The 17439-nt window shown below is 49.5% G+C and carries 13 protein-coding genes; 12 read left to right on the plus strand and 1 reads right to left on the minus strand.

What is annotated here, in order from left to right:
• Nucleotides 1-204: 204 nt before the first annotated feature.
• Complete coding sequence (locus tag DWZ61_RS10050) at nucleotides 205-1950, minus strand: NFACT RNA binding domain-containing protein (RefSeq protein ID WP_118504129.1); 1746 nt, start codon at nucleotides 1948-1950, stop codon at nucleotides 205-207.
• A 524-nt stretch (nucleotides 1951-2474) separates the two neighbouring features.
• On the opposite strand from DWZ61_RS10050, the gene argC reads away from it, so the two are divergent.
• The 12 genes from argC (at nucleotide 2475) to DWZ61_RS10110 (ending at nucleotide 17011) form a co-directional block, all read left to right on the plus strand.
• Nucleotides 2475-3533: an N-acetyl-gamma-glutamyl-phosphate reductase gene (gene argC, locus DWZ61_RS10055; RefSeq protein WP_022312418.1), complete on the plus strand. Its 1059-nt coding sequence runs from the start codon at nucleotides 2475-2477 to the stop codon at nucleotides 3531-3533.
• Between the two features lie 39 nt (nucleotides 3534-3572).
• Nucleotides 3573-4034 (plus strand): GNAT family N-acetyltransferase, encoded by a 462-nt coding sequence (locus tag DWZ61_RS10060; protein ID WP_118538330.1) that lies wholly within the window; start codon nucleotides 3573-3575, stop codon nucleotides 4032-4034.
• Nucleotides 4035-4145: 111 nt separating this feature from the next.
• Nucleotides 4146-5369 (plus strand): bifunctional glutamate N-acetyltransferase/amino-acid acetyltransferase ArgJ, encoded by a 1224-nt coding sequence (gene argJ, locus DWZ61_RS10065; protein WP_118538332.1) that lies wholly within the window; start codon nucleotides 4146-4148, stop codon nucleotides 5367-5369.
• A 63-nt stretch (nucleotides 5370-5432) separates the two neighbouring features.
• On the plus strand, nucleotides 5433-6311 hold the full coding sequence (argB, locus tag DWZ61_RS10070; RefSeq protein WP_118538334.1) for an acetylglutamate kinase: 879 nt from the start codon (nucleotides 5433-5435) through the stop codon (nucleotides 6309-6311).
• Nucleotides 6312-6461: 150 nt separating this feature from the next.
• Nucleotides 6462-7655 carry an aspartate aminotransferase family protein gene (locus DWZ61_RS10075; RefSeq protein ID WP_172594713.1) on the plus strand — a complete coding sequence of 398 codons (1194 nt, stop codon included), beginning with the start codon at nucleotides 6462-6464 and terminating at the stop codon, nucleotides 7653-7655.
• Between the two features lie 17 nt (nucleotides 7656-7672).
• On the plus strand, nucleotides 7673-9127 hold the full coding sequence (locus DWZ61_RS10080) for an extracellular solute-binding protein (RefSeq protein ID WP_118538336.1): 1455 nt from the start codon (nucleotides 7673-7675) through the stop codon (nucleotides 9125-9127).
• Nucleotides 9128-9205: 78 nt separating this feature from the next.
• Nucleotides 9206-9637 (plus strand): DMT family transporter, encoded by a 432-nt coding sequence (locus DWZ61_RS10085; protein WP_022312412.1) that lies wholly within the window; start codon nucleotides 9206-9208, stop codon nucleotides 9635-9637.
• A 169-nt stretch (nucleotides 9638-9806) separates the two neighbouring features.
• The gene (locus tag DWZ61_RS10090; protein WP_022312411.1) at nucleotides 9807-10454 is read left to right on the plus strand and encodes a helix-hairpin-helix domain-containing protein; all 648 of its coding nucleotides are present in this window, start codon (nucleotides 9807-9809) and stop codon (nucleotides 10452-10454) included.
• A 55-nt stretch (nucleotides 10455-10509) separates the two neighbouring features.
• Nucleotides 10510-11205, plus strand: coding sequence for a response regulator transcription factor (locus DWZ61_RS10095; protein WP_022312410.1), 696 nt, complete (start codon nucleotides 10510-10512; stop codon nucleotides 11203-11205).
• Between the two features lie 202 nt (nucleotides 11206-11407).
• Nucleotides 11408-12931 (plus strand): HAMP domain-containing sensor histidine kinase, encoded by a 1524-nt coding sequence (locus DWZ61_RS10100; protein ID WP_347475430.1) that lies wholly within the window; start codon nucleotides 11408-11410, stop codon nucleotides 12929-12931.
• Nucleotides 12932-12962: 31 nt separating this feature from the next.
• A complete protein-coding gene (locus DWZ61_RS10105) occupies nucleotides 12963-13886 on the plus strand; it encodes a GerMN domain-containing protein (RefSeq protein ID WP_118538338.1) in 924 nt (307 codons plus the stop codon).
• A 95-nt stretch (nucleotides 13887-13981) separates the two neighbouring features.
• Nucleotides 13982-17011: a ComEC/Rec2 family competence protein gene (locus DWZ61_RS10110; RefSeq protein ID WP_182427047.1), complete on the plus strand. Its 3030-nt coding sequence runs from the start codon at nucleotides 13982-13984 to the stop codon at nucleotides 17009-17011.
• Nucleotides 17012-17439 lie beyond the last annotated feature (428 nt).

The raw sequence follows: 17439 nt of genomic DNA on the forward strand, positions 1-17439 counted from the left end.
CGCTCTGACAATTACTATACAACATTATAATCGCAAAAGCAAGCAGAAAAGTTGCATAAATAAATCAAAAATATGAATAAAACAAATTAAAATATGCACATAAATGCATAGAATGAAAAATATACAGTATATTTATGCATAAAATATGCTATCTGATGCATAGTACGGTAACGACCATATAAGATGCGCCGGAATCGTCAAAAGTCAGTCGCTGATCTTTTCAATTCCGGAGATATCACTGTCGATCATCAGAGAGTAGTTCGTATAATAGACCACGAAGCCAGGCTTGGCACCGGCCGGCTTTTTGACCTGTTTTTTCTGGACATAGTCGATCTCCACCTTTTCCTGCTCCCTGCCCTTAGAATAGTAGGCAGCAAGCCGGCCGGCCTCTTCAAAAGTCCGGTCCGGCAGTTCCTTCCCTTCGGTCTTTACCACTACATGGGAGCCGGGAATACCTTTGGCATGGAACCACCAGTCATTTCCGTTGGCGAATTTGAAGGTCAGTTCATCGTTCTGGAAATTATTTTTTCCCACATAAATATGAAATCCGTCGCTGCTCAGATAATGGAAGGGCTTGCTGGTGATCTTTGCTTTTTTCGTGCCGCCCTTTCTGCGGATGTAGCCGCTCTGGGTCAGTTCCTCCTTGATCTCCACCAGATCTTCCTCTTTCAGGGCGATATCCAGGGCCGTGCTGATGGTCTCCAAGTGGTCGATCTCTTCTTTTACCTGAGTAGTCAGTTCGGACAATGCTTCATAAGTACGCTTTAGCTTTCCGTATTTGTCAAAATATTTCTTCGCATTTTCCGTAGCGGAAAGAGTAGGATCCAGGGGGATCGTCACCGGTTCGTTGGTATAGTAATTTACCGCCGTGAGAGATTTGTCACCGGGCTTTGCACTGTAACCGTAAGTATTCAACAGTTCTCCGTAGATCCGGTATTTTTCCCGCTTCTCCGTATCCTTCATCTGGGCCAGCTGCAGATCGTATTTTTTAATATCCCGTTCCAGAGCGGTCTGCACGATACGGCGCAGGTCAGAAGATTTCTGACGGATCCTGGTCAGGGTATTTTTCTCCGCATAAAAATGCTCCAACAGGGCGGACATGGAGGTGTAGGATTCCAGATGATCCGCTCCGGTGCTGTACATGGTCAGGGGAACCGCCGCGTATTCCACGGGGCGGGTGCCGGTGTAAGCGATGCAGGGGGAGAAAGTTTCTTCCTTGATAGAAGTGACCATTTTGGAGAAAACTTCATACAGGGCATGATGATTCTCTGCCGTCAATGCCGCGGTAGGGCGTTCCCCGTCGATGCCTGCCTCGTGGCACAGTTCCTGTGCCAGTACCGGGGAGATACCGGTGAAGCTTCCGTAGATTGCCTTGAAGACCGATTGAGGCTTGGCGGCAAGGGTTTCCCGGAAAGTAGTCTCGTCGCAGGTCAGGGCATCCAGTTTATCCTGGGTGTGGGCGATGAAGTAGGGCTTGCCGGGCAGGACTTCCCGGACACTGCTGACTGCGGCGGATACCCGCTTGATACTGTCGATGATGGTATTGTCATCGTTGCAGAAGATCAGGTTGCTGTGTTTGCCCATCAGCTCCATGACCAGCGTCTTGTGGCGCAGATCCCCCATTTCATCCAGATGCTCAATATCGATATGCACGATACGCTCCAGCCCCGGCTGGGAAATGTTCACGATACGGCCGTTCTGTAAGTGCTTGCGCAGCAGCATACAGAAGTTGGGGGCCGTCATGGGACTGGGTTTGTTGCTCTCCGTCAGATAGATCAGGGGCAGGGAAGCGCTGGCGGACAGAAGCAGTCTCTTTTGTCCGGTGGGCTGCTTGATGGTCAACAGCAGTTCGTCATTTTCCGGCTGGGCGATCTTATATAATCGTCCGCCGATGAGTTCTTTTTTTAATTCTGATATTACACAGGCAATGGTAACGCCGTCAAAAGCCATAATTTCCTCATTTCTGCTCTTTGGATCCGGGAAAAACAGAACATAAAGAGCCACAAAATAGATATGCTGCAAACGAAAGCACAGCATAGTTATTGTAACAGATTTTTATAGGAAAGAAAAGTATGCGGAAAACAGAATGAATATTATTCCACCATAATGCATAAAACCATAAAAATAGTATGAATATATGCATAAATATACACAACAATCCGAGAAATGTGCATAAAAATGAAAAAAGTAGTAGACATTTAGACAAAAAGTGGTATCATGGTGTCAGGGTCAAAAGGTCGAAAAGCCGTTCATGCTTGCATGATAAGGCTTTTGAACTTGTGACCCGCTAAACATGAGGAAGTAGCGATTTGCGTAGCAAATCAGCGGATTCCGAATGTTTACAGAATTGCGTGAGCAGCTTGCTGCGAAGCAATTCGTTGACACAAGTATGGCGGCGACAGAAGCAATTCGTTGACACAAGTATGGCGGCGACAGAAATAAAAAACGATGACATAAACAAGAGAGGTAGAAAAATGATCAGAGTAGGAATCATCGGAGCAACCGGTTATGCCGGAGGAGAACTGGTAAGGATCCTGTTAAACCACAAGGATGCCAAAATCGTATGGTACGGTTCCCGAAGCTATATAGATAAGAAGTATTATCAGGTATACCAGAACATGTTCCAGCTGGTGGAGGATATCTGCAAGGATGACAATCTGGAAGAACTGGCGAAGCAGGTAGATGTGATCTTTACCGCAACCCCTCAGGGATTTCTGGCGGGCCTTTTGACAGAGGAGATTCTCTCTCAGGTGAAGATCGTGGATCTGTCTGCTGATTACCGGATCAAGGATGTGGCCACCTATGAAAAATGGTACGGCATCGAGCACAAATCTCCTCAGTTCATTGAGGAAGCAGTATACGGACTCTGCGAGATCAATCGTGACAAGATCACGGAGAAGACCAGATTGGTAGCCAACCCCGGCTGCTACACCACCTGTTCGATCCTGACGGCCTATCCCATGGTCAAGGAAGGCATGATTGATGTGAACACCCTGATCGTGGATGCCAAGTCCGGTACCTCCGGTGCAGGAAGAGGCGCCAAGGTGCCCAACCTGTTCTGCGAAGTGAACGAGAACATGAAAGCCTACGGCGTGGCAAGCCACAGACATACCCCCGAGATCGAGGAGCAGTTAGGCTATGCGGGCAACTGCCAGGTGACCATTAATTTTACCCCGCACCTCGTACCCATGAACAGAGGAATTCTGGCAACCGAGTATGCAACACTGAAGAGAAAACCGGACGGTACACTTCCTACCTATGAGGAAGTAAAAGCTGTCTATGATAAATATTATGCAAACGAGAAATTCGTCCGTGTGCTGGATAAGGGCAGCTGCCCCGAGACCAAGTGGGTGGAAGGCAGCAACTACGTGGACATCAATTTTGTCATTGATGAGCGTACCGGCCGTATCATTATGATGGGTGCACTGGATAACCTCGTAAAGGGTGCCGCAGGACAGGCGGTACAGAACATGAACCTGCTGTTCGGGCTTCCTGAGAGCGAAGGCCTGGAGCTGGTTCCATGCTTCCCTTAAAGCAGATACGGAAAGGATTAGAAAGGATAAAATACATACATGAACAAACAGTTTACGACCAAACCCATGACCATAGAAGATTATGACGGTCTGCATGCCCTCTGGATGACCATTCACGGTTTCGGTATCCGGAGCATCGATGATTCCAGAGAAGGTGTGGAACGTTTTATCAACCGGAATCCCGGCACCAGTGTGGTAGCCATCGGGGAGGATGGAGCCGTAGTGGGTGGCATCCTCTGCGGCCATGACGGACGACGAGGCTGTCTGTACCATGTATGTGTCAGAGAAGATTACCGAAGACTTGGCATTGGCAAAGCCATGGTCGTCCACTGCATGAATGCTCTGAAAGCGGAACATATCAACAAGGTCAGCCTGATCGCTTTTACCCAGAATGACATCGGAAACGCTTTCTGGAAATGCATTGGATGGACAAAGCGGGAAGACTTGAACTACTACGACTTTACTTTGAATGAAGAGAACATTACGGCGTTTAATAAATAGATGCCAGGATTGTGGAAGTGCGTAGCACGAAGCAATCCGTAGGCATCAAAGTCGGGGGCTTTTGACCCCGACATCATAAATAAAACGGAAGCGAAAGGAGATTATTCCAACATGAAACAGATCCAGGGCGGTGTGACCGCAGCAAAAGGCTTTGAGGCAGCAGGTGTGGAGGCTGCCATTAAATATCAGAATCGTAAGGATATGGCACTGATCGTAAGTAAGGCACCTTGTACCGTAGCCGGTACTTTTACCTCCAATGTGGTAAAGGCGGCTCCTGTACTGTGGGATAAGCAGATCGTGGAACATTCTGCATTTGCACAGGCAGTGGTAGTCAATTCGGGAATCGCCAATGCCTGCACCGGCAAACAGGGACTGGACTGCTGTGAAGCAGAAGCAAAATGTGCCGGAGAACTGTTGGGCGTGCCCACCGATGCCGTACTGGTTGCATCCACCGGTGTCATCGGTATGCAGATTCCCGTAGACAAGATCACCGCTGGCATCGAGAAACTGGTGGCAGCCAAGGCAGATACTCTGGAGGCTGGCTCCGATGCAGCCCATGCCATTATGACCACCGATACCATTTCCAAAGAGATCGCCATCGAGACACAGATCGGTGGCAAGACTGTGACTCTGGGCGGTATGTGCAAGGGTTCCGGTATGATCCATCCGAATATGTGCACGATGTTAGGTTTTGTAACCACAGATGTGAAAATTTCCAAGGAGATGCTGCAGAAGTGCGTCAGCGCAGACGTAGTGGATTCCTTCAACATGATCTCCGTGGATGGAGATACTTCCACCAATGATACACTGCTGGTGCTGGCCAACGGCATGGCTGGCAACGAGGAGATTACCACAGAGGGCGAGGATTACGACAACTTCTGCAAGGCACTGCATGAGATCACCACATTCCTGGCAAAGAAAATGGCAGGAGATGGCGAAGGCGCCACAGCACTGTTTGAGACCAAAGTAATAAACGCAGTCAGCAAGGAAGATGCCAGAACTCTGGCAAAATCCGTGATCTGTTCTTCTCTGACCAAGGCAGCTATCTTCGGACATGATGCCAACTGGGGACGTATCCTCTGTGCACTGGGTTATTCCGGAGCCAAATTCGACCCGGAAAATGTGGATCTGTATTTTGAGAGCAAGAGCGGCAAGATTCATATCTTCGGTAATGGTGTGGCATGTGATTACAGCGAGGAAGAGGCCACGAAGATCCTCTCCGATCCGGAAGTTACCGCACTGGTGGATATGCATATGGGTGAGGCAGAAGCTACCGCATGGGGCTGTGATTTAAGCTATGATTATGTGAAGATCAATGCGGACTATCGTTCCTAAAAAAGAACGACCGGAAAGATAAATGACAGGCGGATCACGGTATCTGCGGAAATGAGGATAAAAATGGAAAAAGATATGGAACAGGTAATGAAAAAAGCAGAGGTGCTGATCGAGGCGCTTCCTTACATACAGAAATTCAACCGTAAGATCATCGTGGTAAAATACGGCGGCAGCGCCATGAGCAATGAGGAACTGCAGAAAAACGTCATCAAGGACGTAACGCTGTTGAAACTGGTAGGTTTCAAGCCCATCATCGTTCACGGCGGCGGTAAGGAGATCAGCCGCTGGGTCGGCAAGGTCGGAAAAGAGGCAAAGTTCGTCAACGGTCTGCGTGTCACCGATGAGGAGACCATGGAGATCGCGGAAATGGTACTGAACAAGGTAAATAAGAGCCTTGTGACCATGGTGGAAGAGCTGGGCGTGAAAGCAGTAGGTGTCAGCGGTAAAGACGGCGGCCTGCTTCAGGTAGAGAAAAAATATTCCGACGGTCAGGACATCGGGTATGTGGGTGAGATCACCGGCGTGAATCCGGATATTCTCTTTGACATGCTGGAGAAGGATTACCTGCCCATCATCGCTCCCATTGGACTGGACAAGGATTATCACACCTACAATATCAATGCGGATGATGCGGCCTGCGCTATCGCCAAAGCAGTACATGCGGAGAAACTGGCATTTCTGACGGATATCGAGGGATTGTACAAGGACATCAATGACAAGTCCACATTTATTTCCAGATTGACAGCTTCCGAGGCAGAGGGACTGATCCACGACGGTTACATCGGCGGTGGTATGCTGCCGAAGCTGAACAACTGTACTTCTGCGATCCGCAACGGTGTAAACCGTGTGCATATTCTGGATGGACGTCTGGCACACTGCCTGTTGTTGGAGATCTTCACCAATCAGGGTATCGGAACTGCGATCGTATCCGATGAGGAGTGAAAAAAGTGTGCAGAATAAGCCTGGCAGCTTATTCCGCACCCGGCTATTTGTGCCGCAGGCGTCACAAAGTAGCCATTATCGCAAAACCAAATTAGAAATTTGGTTTGCGTTTCCTTGACGAAAAGAACGTCTGCGGAATGGAGAGGAAAAATGAGCGACACCATGAAAGAATATATTGCAGAGGCGGAAAAAGACCTGCTGCATACCTATAACCGTTATCAGATCGTTCTGGATAAGGGCGAAGGCGTACATCTGTATGACACCGATGGGAAAAAATATCTGGATTTCGTAGCGGGAATCGCTGTATTTGCCCTGGGCTATCAGAACAAGGCATACAACGATGCGCTGAAAGCACAGATCGACAAGGTGATCCACACCTCCAATTATTATTACAACGTGCCTGCCATCGAGGCGGCTCGTAAGATCAAAAAAGTATCCGGCATGGATCGTGTCTTTTTCACCAATTCCGGTGCGGAAGCAGTGGAAGGTGCCATTAAGGCTGCCAGAAAATATGCGTATCTGAAGGATGGCTGTACCGACCATGAGATCATTGCCATGAATCACTCCTTCCACGGCAGAACCATGGGAGCTTTGTCAGTAACGGGCAACCCCAAGTATCGTGAGGCGTTCCAGCCCATGATCGGACATATCAAATTTGCAGAACTGAATGATTTCCAGAGTGTGCTGGATCAGGTGACAGACAAGACCTGTGCCATCATTATGGAGACTGTACAGGGTGAGGGCGGACTGCGTCCCGCTAATGAAGAATTCTTAAAACAGGTTCGTGATCTGTGCGATGAGCGGGATATCCTGCTGATTCTGGATGAGATCCAGTGCGGCATGGGACGTACCGGTTACATGTATGCATGGCAGCGTTTCGGCGTGAAGCCGGACATCATGACTTCTGCCAAGGCACTGGGCTGCGGTGTACCGGTAGGTGCATTTATGATGACGGAGAAAGTAGCACAGCATTCTCTGACAGCGGGAGATCACGGAACCACCTACGGCGGTAACCCCTTAGCCTGCGCAGCAGTGGAAAAAGTGCTTGATTTATTCGAAGAGGACCATATAATAGAACATGTGAGAGAGGTGGCTCCCTATCTGGAACAGCGTCTGAACGAACTGGCAGACAAGTATGACTGTATCAAAGAACGCCGTGGTGTGGGACTGATGCAGGGACTGGTATTTGACCATCCGGTAGGAGACATTATTAACAGAGCATTGGAGAAGGGATTAATTCTGATCAATGCCGGTGCGGACATTATCCGCTTCGTACCGCCTCTCGTGATTACCCGGGAAAATGTGGACGAAATGATTGCTATTTTGGACACCTGTATCGAATAAGAGGTTTAGGTGAATTTATGTTTTTGAAAAAAAGAATTATCGCTACAGCAGCTGTGATCGCCATGGCTGCTGCAGCTGTTTACGGAAGTACGCAGGAGATGAGTCAGACACAGGAGAGCGGAAGCGGACTGCAGCTGTTTCGAGGAAAGGAGACAATCTATTGCTGGTATTCCGATGAGGCATTGTCCGGTTATATCAATGCGGCAGCAGTATCCTTCGGAGAACAGAACAGTGGAGTTCGTGTGATTCCCGTACTTACTTCTGACAGTGAATATCTGGAAGCTATCAATCAGGAGACCCTGCATTCCGATCAGATACCGGATATCTACCTGTTGAGCAGCGACTCTCTGGAAAAGGCTTATCTGGCAGGACTGGCATCGAAAGTGCCTGACACTGTGGGAATCTGCAATACAGACCATTTTCCCCAGGCGGCTCTGTCTGCGGTAACCTATGATCAGAAGCTGATCGGTTACCCGGTTTATTTTGATACCAGTGCGTTGGTATATAATGAAGATTATCTTCGAACCTGGGCAACCCAGCAGGCGGAGAAGGAACTGGCGGGAAGCAGTGAGAATGATGAACCCATAGGGGAAGGAGAAGAGATCATCGAGGAAGATTCTCTTCCGGAAGACCAGACCACGGAACAGGTGACAGCGGATGAGGCAGCGGTAAATGCACTGGCAGAGCAGTATTTCGCGGAAGCACTTCCCTCCACAGTGGATGATCTGCTGAATATTGCAGATACCTTTGATGCACCGGAAGGTGTGGAAGGTGTCATGAAATGGGATGTGAACAATATTTTCTACAACTACTGGATCGTAGGCAACTACATGATCGTAGGCGGTGATCCCGGGGATGACAGAAATGATATTGATATCAATAATCCGGAGACCATTCAGTGTCTGGAAGTGTACAAGGCACTGAACCAGTTCTTCTTTATTGAATCCGATACGGTGACTTATGATTCTGTGATCCAGGACTTTATCGATGGCAAGACCATGTTCACCATCGGAACCACGGATGTGGTCAAACGGCTGGAAGAGGCAAAAGCGGACGGCAGCCTTGCATTTAATTACGGGATTGCCCGTATGCCGGATGTCAGCGCCGAACTGCAGAGCAGATCTTTGTCTGTTACGGGAGCGGCAGTCATCAACGGCTATTCGGAACACAAGGAACTGGCGGACTGCTTCGCAGCGTATCTGGCAGAAGGATATGCGGACGGCCTGTATGAACGCTCCGGCAAAATGCCGGCAAGTCTTCAGGCGGCAGAGAATGCAGACAACGGTGCGCTTATGATCTTTGCCGATGAGTATGCGGACAGTGTGTCATTGCCGAAGATGCTAGAGACGGGAAATTTCTGGATGCAGTTGGAAGTACTGTTTTCCAAGGTATGGAACGGTGACGACGTGACTACTCTGGTACAGCAGCTGGACGAGACCATAGCCGGACAGGTAGGTGGTACAGAGAACTAAAACCGTTACAATAAAATATGAATGAACGAACCGGTCACAGGATAGACTACTACTAAAAAGAAAAGGTGGTAGAATCCTATGATCGGTTTTTTGATTGCTTTAGTTTCCGGTGCGCTGATGAGCATCCAGGGAGTGTTCAACACCCAGGTGACGAAATCCACCGGCATCTGGACCGCCAGTGCATTTGTGCAGTTTACAGCATTGCTGGTATGTCTGGGGGCATGGCTGTGTACGGAGCGGACTTCATTCTTGAAGATAGCGCAGGTGGAGCCCAGATATATGCTTTTGGGAGGGGCTATCGGAGCCTTTATCACCTACACTGTGATCCGCAGTATGGATGCCCTGGGACCGGCCAAAGCGGTAATGCTTATTGTGGTCGCTCAGCTTGCTGTAGCATATATTATCGAACTGTTCGGATGGTTCGGTGTGGAGAAGCAGCCCTGGGAGTGGCGGAAAGCCATCGGCATGGCCGTGGCGATTGTGGGTATTGTGATTTTCAAGTGGAAATGATCCAGAGCTATCCGCGAAGCGGCAATTTTACGAAGGGGTTCTGAATCGTTACCACAAATGCGAAAACGGCTTGTAAATTCCGTGCGATTCCAGTACAATGAAAGTTAACAGCATAGAGAGGCAATCCCCTGAAATTTTGTGAAGAAATCAGGAAAATGGAAAGGGGACTATGATGTTTTCGATAAGGTTTTTTAAAACAAAATATGCAGGTTTGATCGGAATGTTTTTCAGTCTGGTGATGTTCATGACCGGCTGTCAGAGGAAGGATGAGGCCATTGTGCTGATTCCATCCGGAGAAGATGTGGCGGAATTTCCCTCACTGGAAGCGGTGGAACAGGCAGCGGAGCCTGCAGGCAGCAGCGTGACAGTGCAGGAACCGGCAAAGGCTGAACCGCAGATGATATATGTCTATGTCTGCGGCGCAGTGCGGGATCCCGGAGTCGTGGAAGTGCCGGAGGGCAGCAGAGCGGAGGAAGCCTTGCGACTGGTCGGAGGTATGACAGCGGAGGCGGATCCTTTTTATGTGAATCTGGCAGAAACGGTGACGGATGGTCAGAAGCTGTATTTTCCAACGTTGGAGGAAGCGGAGACTCTGGAAGCCGAGGTAAAAGCGACGGCGGAGGGACTTGTGAATATCAACACGGCATCTGCGGAGGAATTGTGTGCGCTGCCGGGGATCGGAGCTTCCCGGGCGGCAGATATTGTGCGCTACCGGGAGCAAAACGGAGCCTTTCAGACGAAGGAAGACATTATGAAGGTATCCGGGATCAAACAGAACGCGTATGACAAATTGTGTGATAAGATCACGGTACAATGAGGGCTTATGCCGGGACCGTGAAGAGAAAAGTAAGGGATAGAGAGGTTAAGGAAAGATGGCAGGCAAGAAAGTGCTGGTAGTGGATGATGAGAAGCTGATCGTGAAGGGAATCCGTTTCAGTCTGGAACAGGACAACATGGAAGTGGATTGTGCTTATGACGGTGAGGAAGCATTGCAGATGGCGCATAACAAGGAATATGACATCATATTACTGGACGTCATGCTGCCGAAGCTGACCGGCTTTGAGGTCTGCCAGCAGATCCGCGAATTTTCCAATGTACCGGTGATCATGTTGACCGCCAAGGGTGATGACATGGATAAGATCCTGGGACTGGAATACGGCGCGGACGATTACATAACCAAGCCTTTTAACATTCTGGAAGTGAAAGCCCGGATCAAAGCTATCTTCCGCAGAATGGAGCCGAAAAAAGGAACCACAGAGAACACCGGTATTCTGGAAAGCGGCGATATGAAGCTGGATCGTGACGGCAAAAGAGCCTACATCCAGGGCAGGGAGATCGGACTGACGGCCAAGGAGTTCGAAGTGCTGGAACTTCTGATGCTGAATCCCGACAAGGTATACAGCAGGGAGAATTTGTTGAAGCTGGTATGGGGTACGGATTATCCCGGTGATGTGCGTACAGTGGATGTACATATCCGGAGACTGCGTGAGAAGATCGAGTCCAATCCCAGCGAGCCCAGATACGTGCATACCAAATGGGGTGTCGGGTACTACTTTAATAATAAGTGAGACTATGAGAACCGGCAAAGATAAGAGGAAATGATTCGCCATGCTTGCATGTAAGAATCAATTTCTCTTATCTTTGAAGGTGGCTCGAATAGAGCCACCGCCACGCAAATGAACAAAAGTAGCTGCGAAGCAGCGGAGAGCACGATTTATCGTGCGGTTTTGTGAATGGCGTGGAGAGGTTCGGAACTGAGGTTTTTATACTGTGAAAAAATGGAATAAAGAACGTTTTGCAACTATATGGGAAAAGCTGGAGAGCATGATCGCGCTTCGAAGTCTGCGGGCGAGGATCTTCCTGCTGACGCTGGTGATCGGCCTGGTGCCTTGTATTGCCATGCGCCACGGTATCGTGAGCAATTACGAGGATCTGGCGGTGGAACAGCGGACCACAGTGGTACAGAACCAGTTGATGATCCTGGCCAATCATCTGATCAGCAACAATTATTTAAGCAGCCATGGTGTCAGAGAGGACACCGGCAATTCCAGAGAAGTCATCAATGCGGAACTGGAGATGCTGTCCAATCTGTATGAAGGCCGCGTTATGATCATCAACAAGAATTTCAAGGTGGAAAAAGATACCTACGGCATCAGTGAAGGAAAGACCATCATTTCCGAGGAGGTCATCAAATGTTTTCAGGGGGAAAACATTTCCCATTATGACCCGGAGCACGGTTACATAGAAATGACCACTCCCATCATGGATACCACGGCAAACACTACGGACGAAAACGGAAAAAGGAATCCGGATGCCATCCGGGGCGTTATGCTGACCAGCATTTCCAATGACAGTATCGTAAATGCCAAGGAAGTGCTGAATCGTAAGGCGTACATTCTGGAAGTGATCATGATGGTGGCAATCCTGGCACTGGCTATCATACTGTCCAGAGCTTTGACGAGACCTTTCAACAGAGTCACACAGGCCATCAATGCGGTAAAGGAAGGCTTCAGTGATGAGACGATCTCTGTGCCAGATTATGTGGAGACCGTACATATCGTAGATGCGTTCAACCAGCTGTTGAAGCGGATGAAGGCATTGGACGATTCCCGACAGGAATTTGTGGCAAATGTGTCCCACGAGTTGAAAACACCCATGACATCCATCAAGGTATTGTCGGATTCCCTGCTAGCACAGGAAAATGTACCGGCGGAGCTGTATCGAGAATTCATGGAAGACATTGCTTCCGAGATTGACAGAGAGAACCAGATCATTACGGATCTGTTGGCACTGGTAAAAATGGATAAAAAGGTACAGGATCTGAATATTGTATCGTTGAACATCAATGATCTGACGGAACTGATCTTAAAGAGACTGCGGCCCATCGCCCGGAAGAAGGATGTGGAAGTGGTATTTGAAAGCGTCCGTCCTGTGGTGGCAGAGGTGGATGAAGTTAAGATGACCCTGATCATGACGAATCTGGTGGAGAATGCCATCAAATACAATAAGGATCATGGCTGGGTGAAGGTGATACTGGATGCGGATCATCAGTATTTTACCTTTGAAGTCAGTGATTCCGGAATCGGTATCCCGGAGGAGGCTCTGGCACATATCTGCGAGAGATTCTATCGTGTGGACAAGTCTCATTCCAGAGAGATCGGCGGAACGGGACTGGGACTGGCGATCACCAAGAGCGCCGTCCTGATGCACAAGGGATCCCTTACGGTGACGAGTACCGAGGGGCAGGGCTCCTGTTTCCTGGCGAAGATCCCGCTGACATATATCGCCTCTTAGACGGAGCTGTTGTAAGAAAGATTGTGTAGTTATGAAGAGAGTTAAAAAATATGTTTTGACCGGTATGCTTCTGATGTTGCTGGCAGTCCTGACCGGCTGTGGCACGAGAGAGCCGGAGACCGGCAAAAAGATATCGGTGTATTATGTAAATACCGCAGAGACGAAGGTTGAGGTTCATGACCAGTATCTGAACACCAAGACACCGGAGGAACAGTTGGAAGAGACCATGACATTTCTCTCCACCACCCCGGAAAAGCTGGAATATAAGGCGCCTTTTGACATGGGATTTCAGGTTCTGGATTATGAAGTGGAAGACGGAAAACTTGTGATCAATGTGGATAAGGCATATTCCGAACTTTCGGTCACCACAGAAGTACTGGTGCGGGCGGCCGTTGTAAGGACACTGACGCAGCTGTCCAATGTGAAATATGTGACGATTACCTTGGAAGGCAGTCAGTTATATGACAATGCAGGGGAATTGGTAGGCTGGATGAATGCCGAGCAGTTCATCAATAATGACGGTAACGAGATCAACACCTATGAACTGGTGAAGGTAAAGCTGTATTTTGCCAATGCAGACGGTGATAAGCTGATCGCGGCCTACAGAGAAAAGCATTATTCCACCAATACTCCGTTGGAGCGATTCGTGGTGGAGGAACTGATCGCGGGACCCAGCGGACAGATTGAGGGTCTGTACCCGGTGATCAATCCGGAGACCAAGATCATCAATATCCTGACCAAAGATGGAATCTGCTATGTGAATCTGGATTCCAGCTTCCTGACCGTGGTGAACAATGTTTCCACGGAGGTAGCAGTTTACTCCATCGTGAATTCCCTGGTGGAACTGGATAATATCAATAAAGTACAGATCCTGGTCAACGGCGAAGTGCCATCTACCTTCAGCAATTCCACTTTTGAACGGAATCTGGATTATGTAACGACTTTGGAACAGTAAATTTTGAATTTATGCGGGACAGGACTGTTTTTGCGTTGGACTGTCGGAACAGTCCTGACTGTGGGCAGGCGGGATTGCCTGCGGAAGGGAGCTTAATGAGACGACCGCTTTTTATGGCGTGTCTGTGTCTCGTGATAGTGCTCGCCATAGGAAGAATACTGACGGGGGCAGACACCGGGGATGCCGGCGTACTGCCGCCTGACGGAAGTCCGGTGAGGATCACGGGACGGATAGACACAAGAACTTCTGAAACGATTATTCTGAAATCAATTTCTATTATTCAAAACGATCTAAAATATTCCTATTCTGGAAAATTACAATGTGAGTTGACAAACACACAGGAGGTACAGAGCCTGAGACTGGGCCAGCATATTGTTCTGGAAGGCGTTTTTTCGCACTTCGATGCTGCGACCAATCACGGGGAATTTGACGTGCGGGCCTATTCTGCGGGAAAGGGCATCGGTGGCAGAGTGCGGAAAGCACAGATTCTGGCAGCGGAGGAGGACTATAACTTTTTGAGAGAAAAGTTGTTTGCCTTTCGAAGGAGATTACACGACAGACTGGCAAAGGTATTCCCGGAGAAAGAGGCTTCTGTTATGCAGACATTACTGCTGGGGGAGAAGGAAGAACTGGATGCGGAGGTAAAGGCGCTGTACCAGAGGAATGGGATCGCCCATATCTTAAGCATTTCAGGGCTGCATATTACTTTGCTGGGGATGGGATGCTACCGGCTGATTAAGAGACTGGGGGCTCCGGTCAGAGTGGCAGCAGCGGGAGGTGCCATGACACTGCTTCTGTACGGTATGATGGTGGGCATGAGTGTATCCGCCAGCCGTGCCATAGGAATGTATCTGCTGCAGATGTTGGGGATATTCGTGGGAAGGACTTACGATATGCTGACAGGTGTGGGGCTGTTGGCGGCATTGCTGGTGTTGCAGCAACCGGAGCGGCTTGGGGATGTGAGCTTTTTGATGTCTTTTGGGGCGGTGCTGGGGATCTGCTTGTTGACACCGGTGTTTGCCGGGGATGGTAGGGAAGATAATGCCGGTGTGGAAACGGCCAGTGGCGTGGTGGCAGGGCTTGAAGAGAAAAAGAGGGCCGACGGGAAGCGCGGACTTGGTGAGGCATTAGGCTTTGCAGAGAAAAAGAGGACTGATGGGAAGAGCGGATTTGGTGAGAGGTCTGACTTTGACACGGAACAGAGGAGACTGGGAAACGGGGGGAACGGTTTTAGAGTACCGGCATGGCTTCTGACCGTGACAGATATTCTGGGTGATTCCGCTTACGAGAGGAACAAGTACCGGGAAGGCTGGCGGAAGGTGGTGTATGAAAGGCTTTGGCGCATGGTGTCAGCACTTAAAAGCGGTTTTGCCGCCAGTGCCGGAGTTATTCTTTTTACGCTGCCCATACAGCTCTGGTTCTTTTATGAGATCCCTGTCTACTCGGTATTATTGAACCTGCTGGTGTTGCCCTTTATGAGCGTGGTGATGGCAGGGGGAATCCTGTCATTGATCCCGGGACTGGGAATTGCAGGGACGGTGGATTGTCTGATCCTGTGGTGGTATGAATGGATCTGCGAACGGTTCGGAGAACTGCCGGGAGCGGTATGGTGCGTGGGCCGCCCGACAAAGTGGCAGATGGTCGTTTATTATAGTGGGCTATTTGTGTTGATCATTGGCAGGAATTATGCGGAAAAATGGAAGCGACAAAGACTTTATGCAGCTTATGTGGCGGAAAATAATCATGGAGACGGACACCACGCTGAAAGAGAAAGGCTGCGTCGGGAAACACGCGGAGTGGATGATAGCGGTAGGGGTAGAAAAAGAGAGAGTAACAGAAAAAAGATGCAGCACTCTGATAGGTACTCTGAAATATGTACCACCAGATGGCGGCATGTTTTAGCAAATTTTTGGTATACATGGCAGGGAGTGATGACATATAGGAACGGAGTTATGTGCCGAATTGTAGCCGCAATGATTTTAGTATTAATAGTTGGTTTACTGACCGGCAATTTTGATCGGGGAAGCCGTGTGACTTTTCTGGACGTGGGACAGGGAGACGGTATCGTGGTGGAGACCGGGCAGGGGGCATATCTTTTTGACTGCGGCAGTACCAGTCGGAGGAAAATCGGTGAATATGTGTTGAAGCCTTATCTCAAGAGCCGGGGAATCCAGTCTCTACGCGGTGTGTTTGTATCGCACCCAGATGAAGACCATATGAATGGCATATTGGAACTGCTGGAGAACGGTGGAGAATGGGGAATTACCGTGGAGCAGATGTTTCTGCCTGCGATTACGGAAGCGGAGCGCAGGGAGGCTTTTGAAAAATTGCTTGTTGCCGCGGAATATGCCGGAGTACCGGTAAGTTACATAAAATGTGGCGATGAGATCAGGGATAGTCGACTCCGGCTGCGGTGTCTGCACCCGGAGGAGAATACGACCCTTGCGGATGCCAATGCCTATTCGGAATGCTTCTACGTGGAGGTATTTGCGAAAGCAGTGAAGTGGGGCGCGGCAGAGGGGATGGAAGCAAGTGGAGAGGGCGGAAGAGCTGCTAGCGAAGTTTACGGTGAGAACGGCAGCTTTGCTGTCGGAGTTATTGGTGAGAGAACCGGTCATGGTGATACCGGTGAAAGGAAAAACTTCGGCGTGGGTGCCGGGAAGCTAAGCATTCTCCTGACAGGGGATGTGGAAGGCGAAGGGGAGCAGCAGCTGACACAGGAATTGCAGACGTTGAAGACGTTACAGGAAGCGAAGACGTTACGGGTAGCGCAGGAATCACAGGCTTTGCAGAATGCGCGGAAATTGCAGGAATCGCAGGAACCGCGAGAACAGCAGGAGTTGTGGGAATCACGGAGACAAGGGGGCTTCAAGGTAGACATCCTGAAGGTAGCGCATCACGGCTCAGGCTATTCCACCAGTTCTGAGTTTCTTGCCGCCGCCGGCCCCGCTGCCGCCATTATCTCCTGTGGTCGTAACAATTCCTATGGCCATCCCCATGCCGCGACGCTACAGCGCCTGGAAGATGCTAAGGTCCCCTGGTACCTCACCACCGACTATGGAGCCCTGACAGTAACCGTCGACAGTCACGGAAACCGGTTGCAAGGGTATCTGAGAAGAAAATAAGCCGTTGGGGTTCTAGGTAGTTGGGGCGTGAGAGGAAGAAAAGTAAGAATAAGCCCCGAGGAAATCGAGAAGCCGGGGCGTGAGAGGAAGAAAAGTAAGAATAAGCCCCGGGGAAATCGAGAAGCCGGGGCATAGGAGAAAGAAAAGTAAGAATAAGCCCCGGAGAAGTCAAGAAGCCGGGGCATGAGAGGAAGAAAAGTAAGAATAAGCCCCGAGGAAGTCAAGAAGCTGGGGCGTAGGAGAAAGAAAAATAAGAATAAGCCCCGGAGAAGTCAAGAAGCTGGGGCGTAGGAAAAAGAAAAGTAGAAATAAGCCCCGGAGAAGTCAAGAAGCCGGGGCGTAGGAGAAAGAAAAGTAAGAATAAGCCCCGGAGAAGTCAAGAAGCCGGGGCGTGAGAGAAGGAAAAGTAGAAATAAGCCCCGGGGAAG

Source organism: Clostridium sp. AF34-10BH (genome assembly GCF_003478095.1).
In the GTDB taxonomy this organism is placed as follows: domain Bacteria; phylum Bacillota; class Clostridia; order Lachnospirales; family Lachnospiraceae; genus Acetatifactor; species Acetatifactor acetigignens.

Excerpts from the sequence above, each read along its gene's own strand:
- DWZ61_RS10075 (WP_172594713.1), top strand. The coding sequence starts at position 6,462 with ATGAGCGACACCATGAAAGAATATATTGCAGAGGCGGAAAAAGACCTG.
- DWZ61_RS10090 (WP_022312411.1), top strand. The coding sequence starts at position 9,807 with ATGATGTTTTCGATAAGGTTTTTTAAAACAAAATATGCAGGTTTGATC.
- DWZ61_RS10105 (WP_118538338.1), top strand. The coding sequence starts at position 12,963 with ATGAAGAGAGTTAAAAAATATGTTTTGACCGGTATGCTTCTGATGTTG.
- DWZ61_RS10080 (WP_118538336.1), top strand. The coding sequence starts at position 7,673 with ATGTTTTTGAAAAAAAGAATTATCGCTACAGCAGCTGTGATCGCCATG.
- DWZ61_RS10085 (WP_022312412.1), top strand. The coding sequence starts at position 9,206 with ATGATCGGTTTTTTGATTGCTTTAGTTTCCGGTGCGCTGATGAGCATC.
- DWZ61_RS10095 (WP_022312410.1), top strand. The coding sequence starts at position 10,510 with ATGGCAGGCAAGAAAGTGCTGGTAGTGGATGATGAGAAGCTGATCGTG.
- DWZ61_RS10060 (WP_118538330.1), top strand. The coding sequence starts at position 3,573 with ATGAACAAACAGTTTACGACCAAACCCATGACCATAGAAGATTATGAC.
- argJ (WP_118538332.1), top strand. The coding sequence starts at position 4,146 with ATGAAACAGATCCAGGGCGGTGTGACCGCAGCAAAAGGCTTTGAGGCA.
- DWZ61_RS10110 (WP_182427047.1), top strand. The coding sequence starts at position 13,982 with ATGAGACGACCGCTTTTTATGGCGTGTCTGTGTCTCGTGATAGTGCTC.
- argC (WP_022312418.1), top strand. The coding sequence starts at position 2,475 with ATGATCAGAGTAGGAATCATCGGAGCAACCGGTTATGCCGGAGGAGAA.
- DWZ61_RS10050 (WP_118504129.1), bottom strand. The coding sequence starts at position 1,950 with ATGGCTTTTGACGGCGTTACCATTGCCTGTGTAATATCAGAATTAAAA.
- argB (WP_118538334.1), top strand. The coding sequence starts at position 5,433 with ATGGAAAAAGATATGGAACAGGTAATGAAAAAAGCAGAGGTGCTGATC.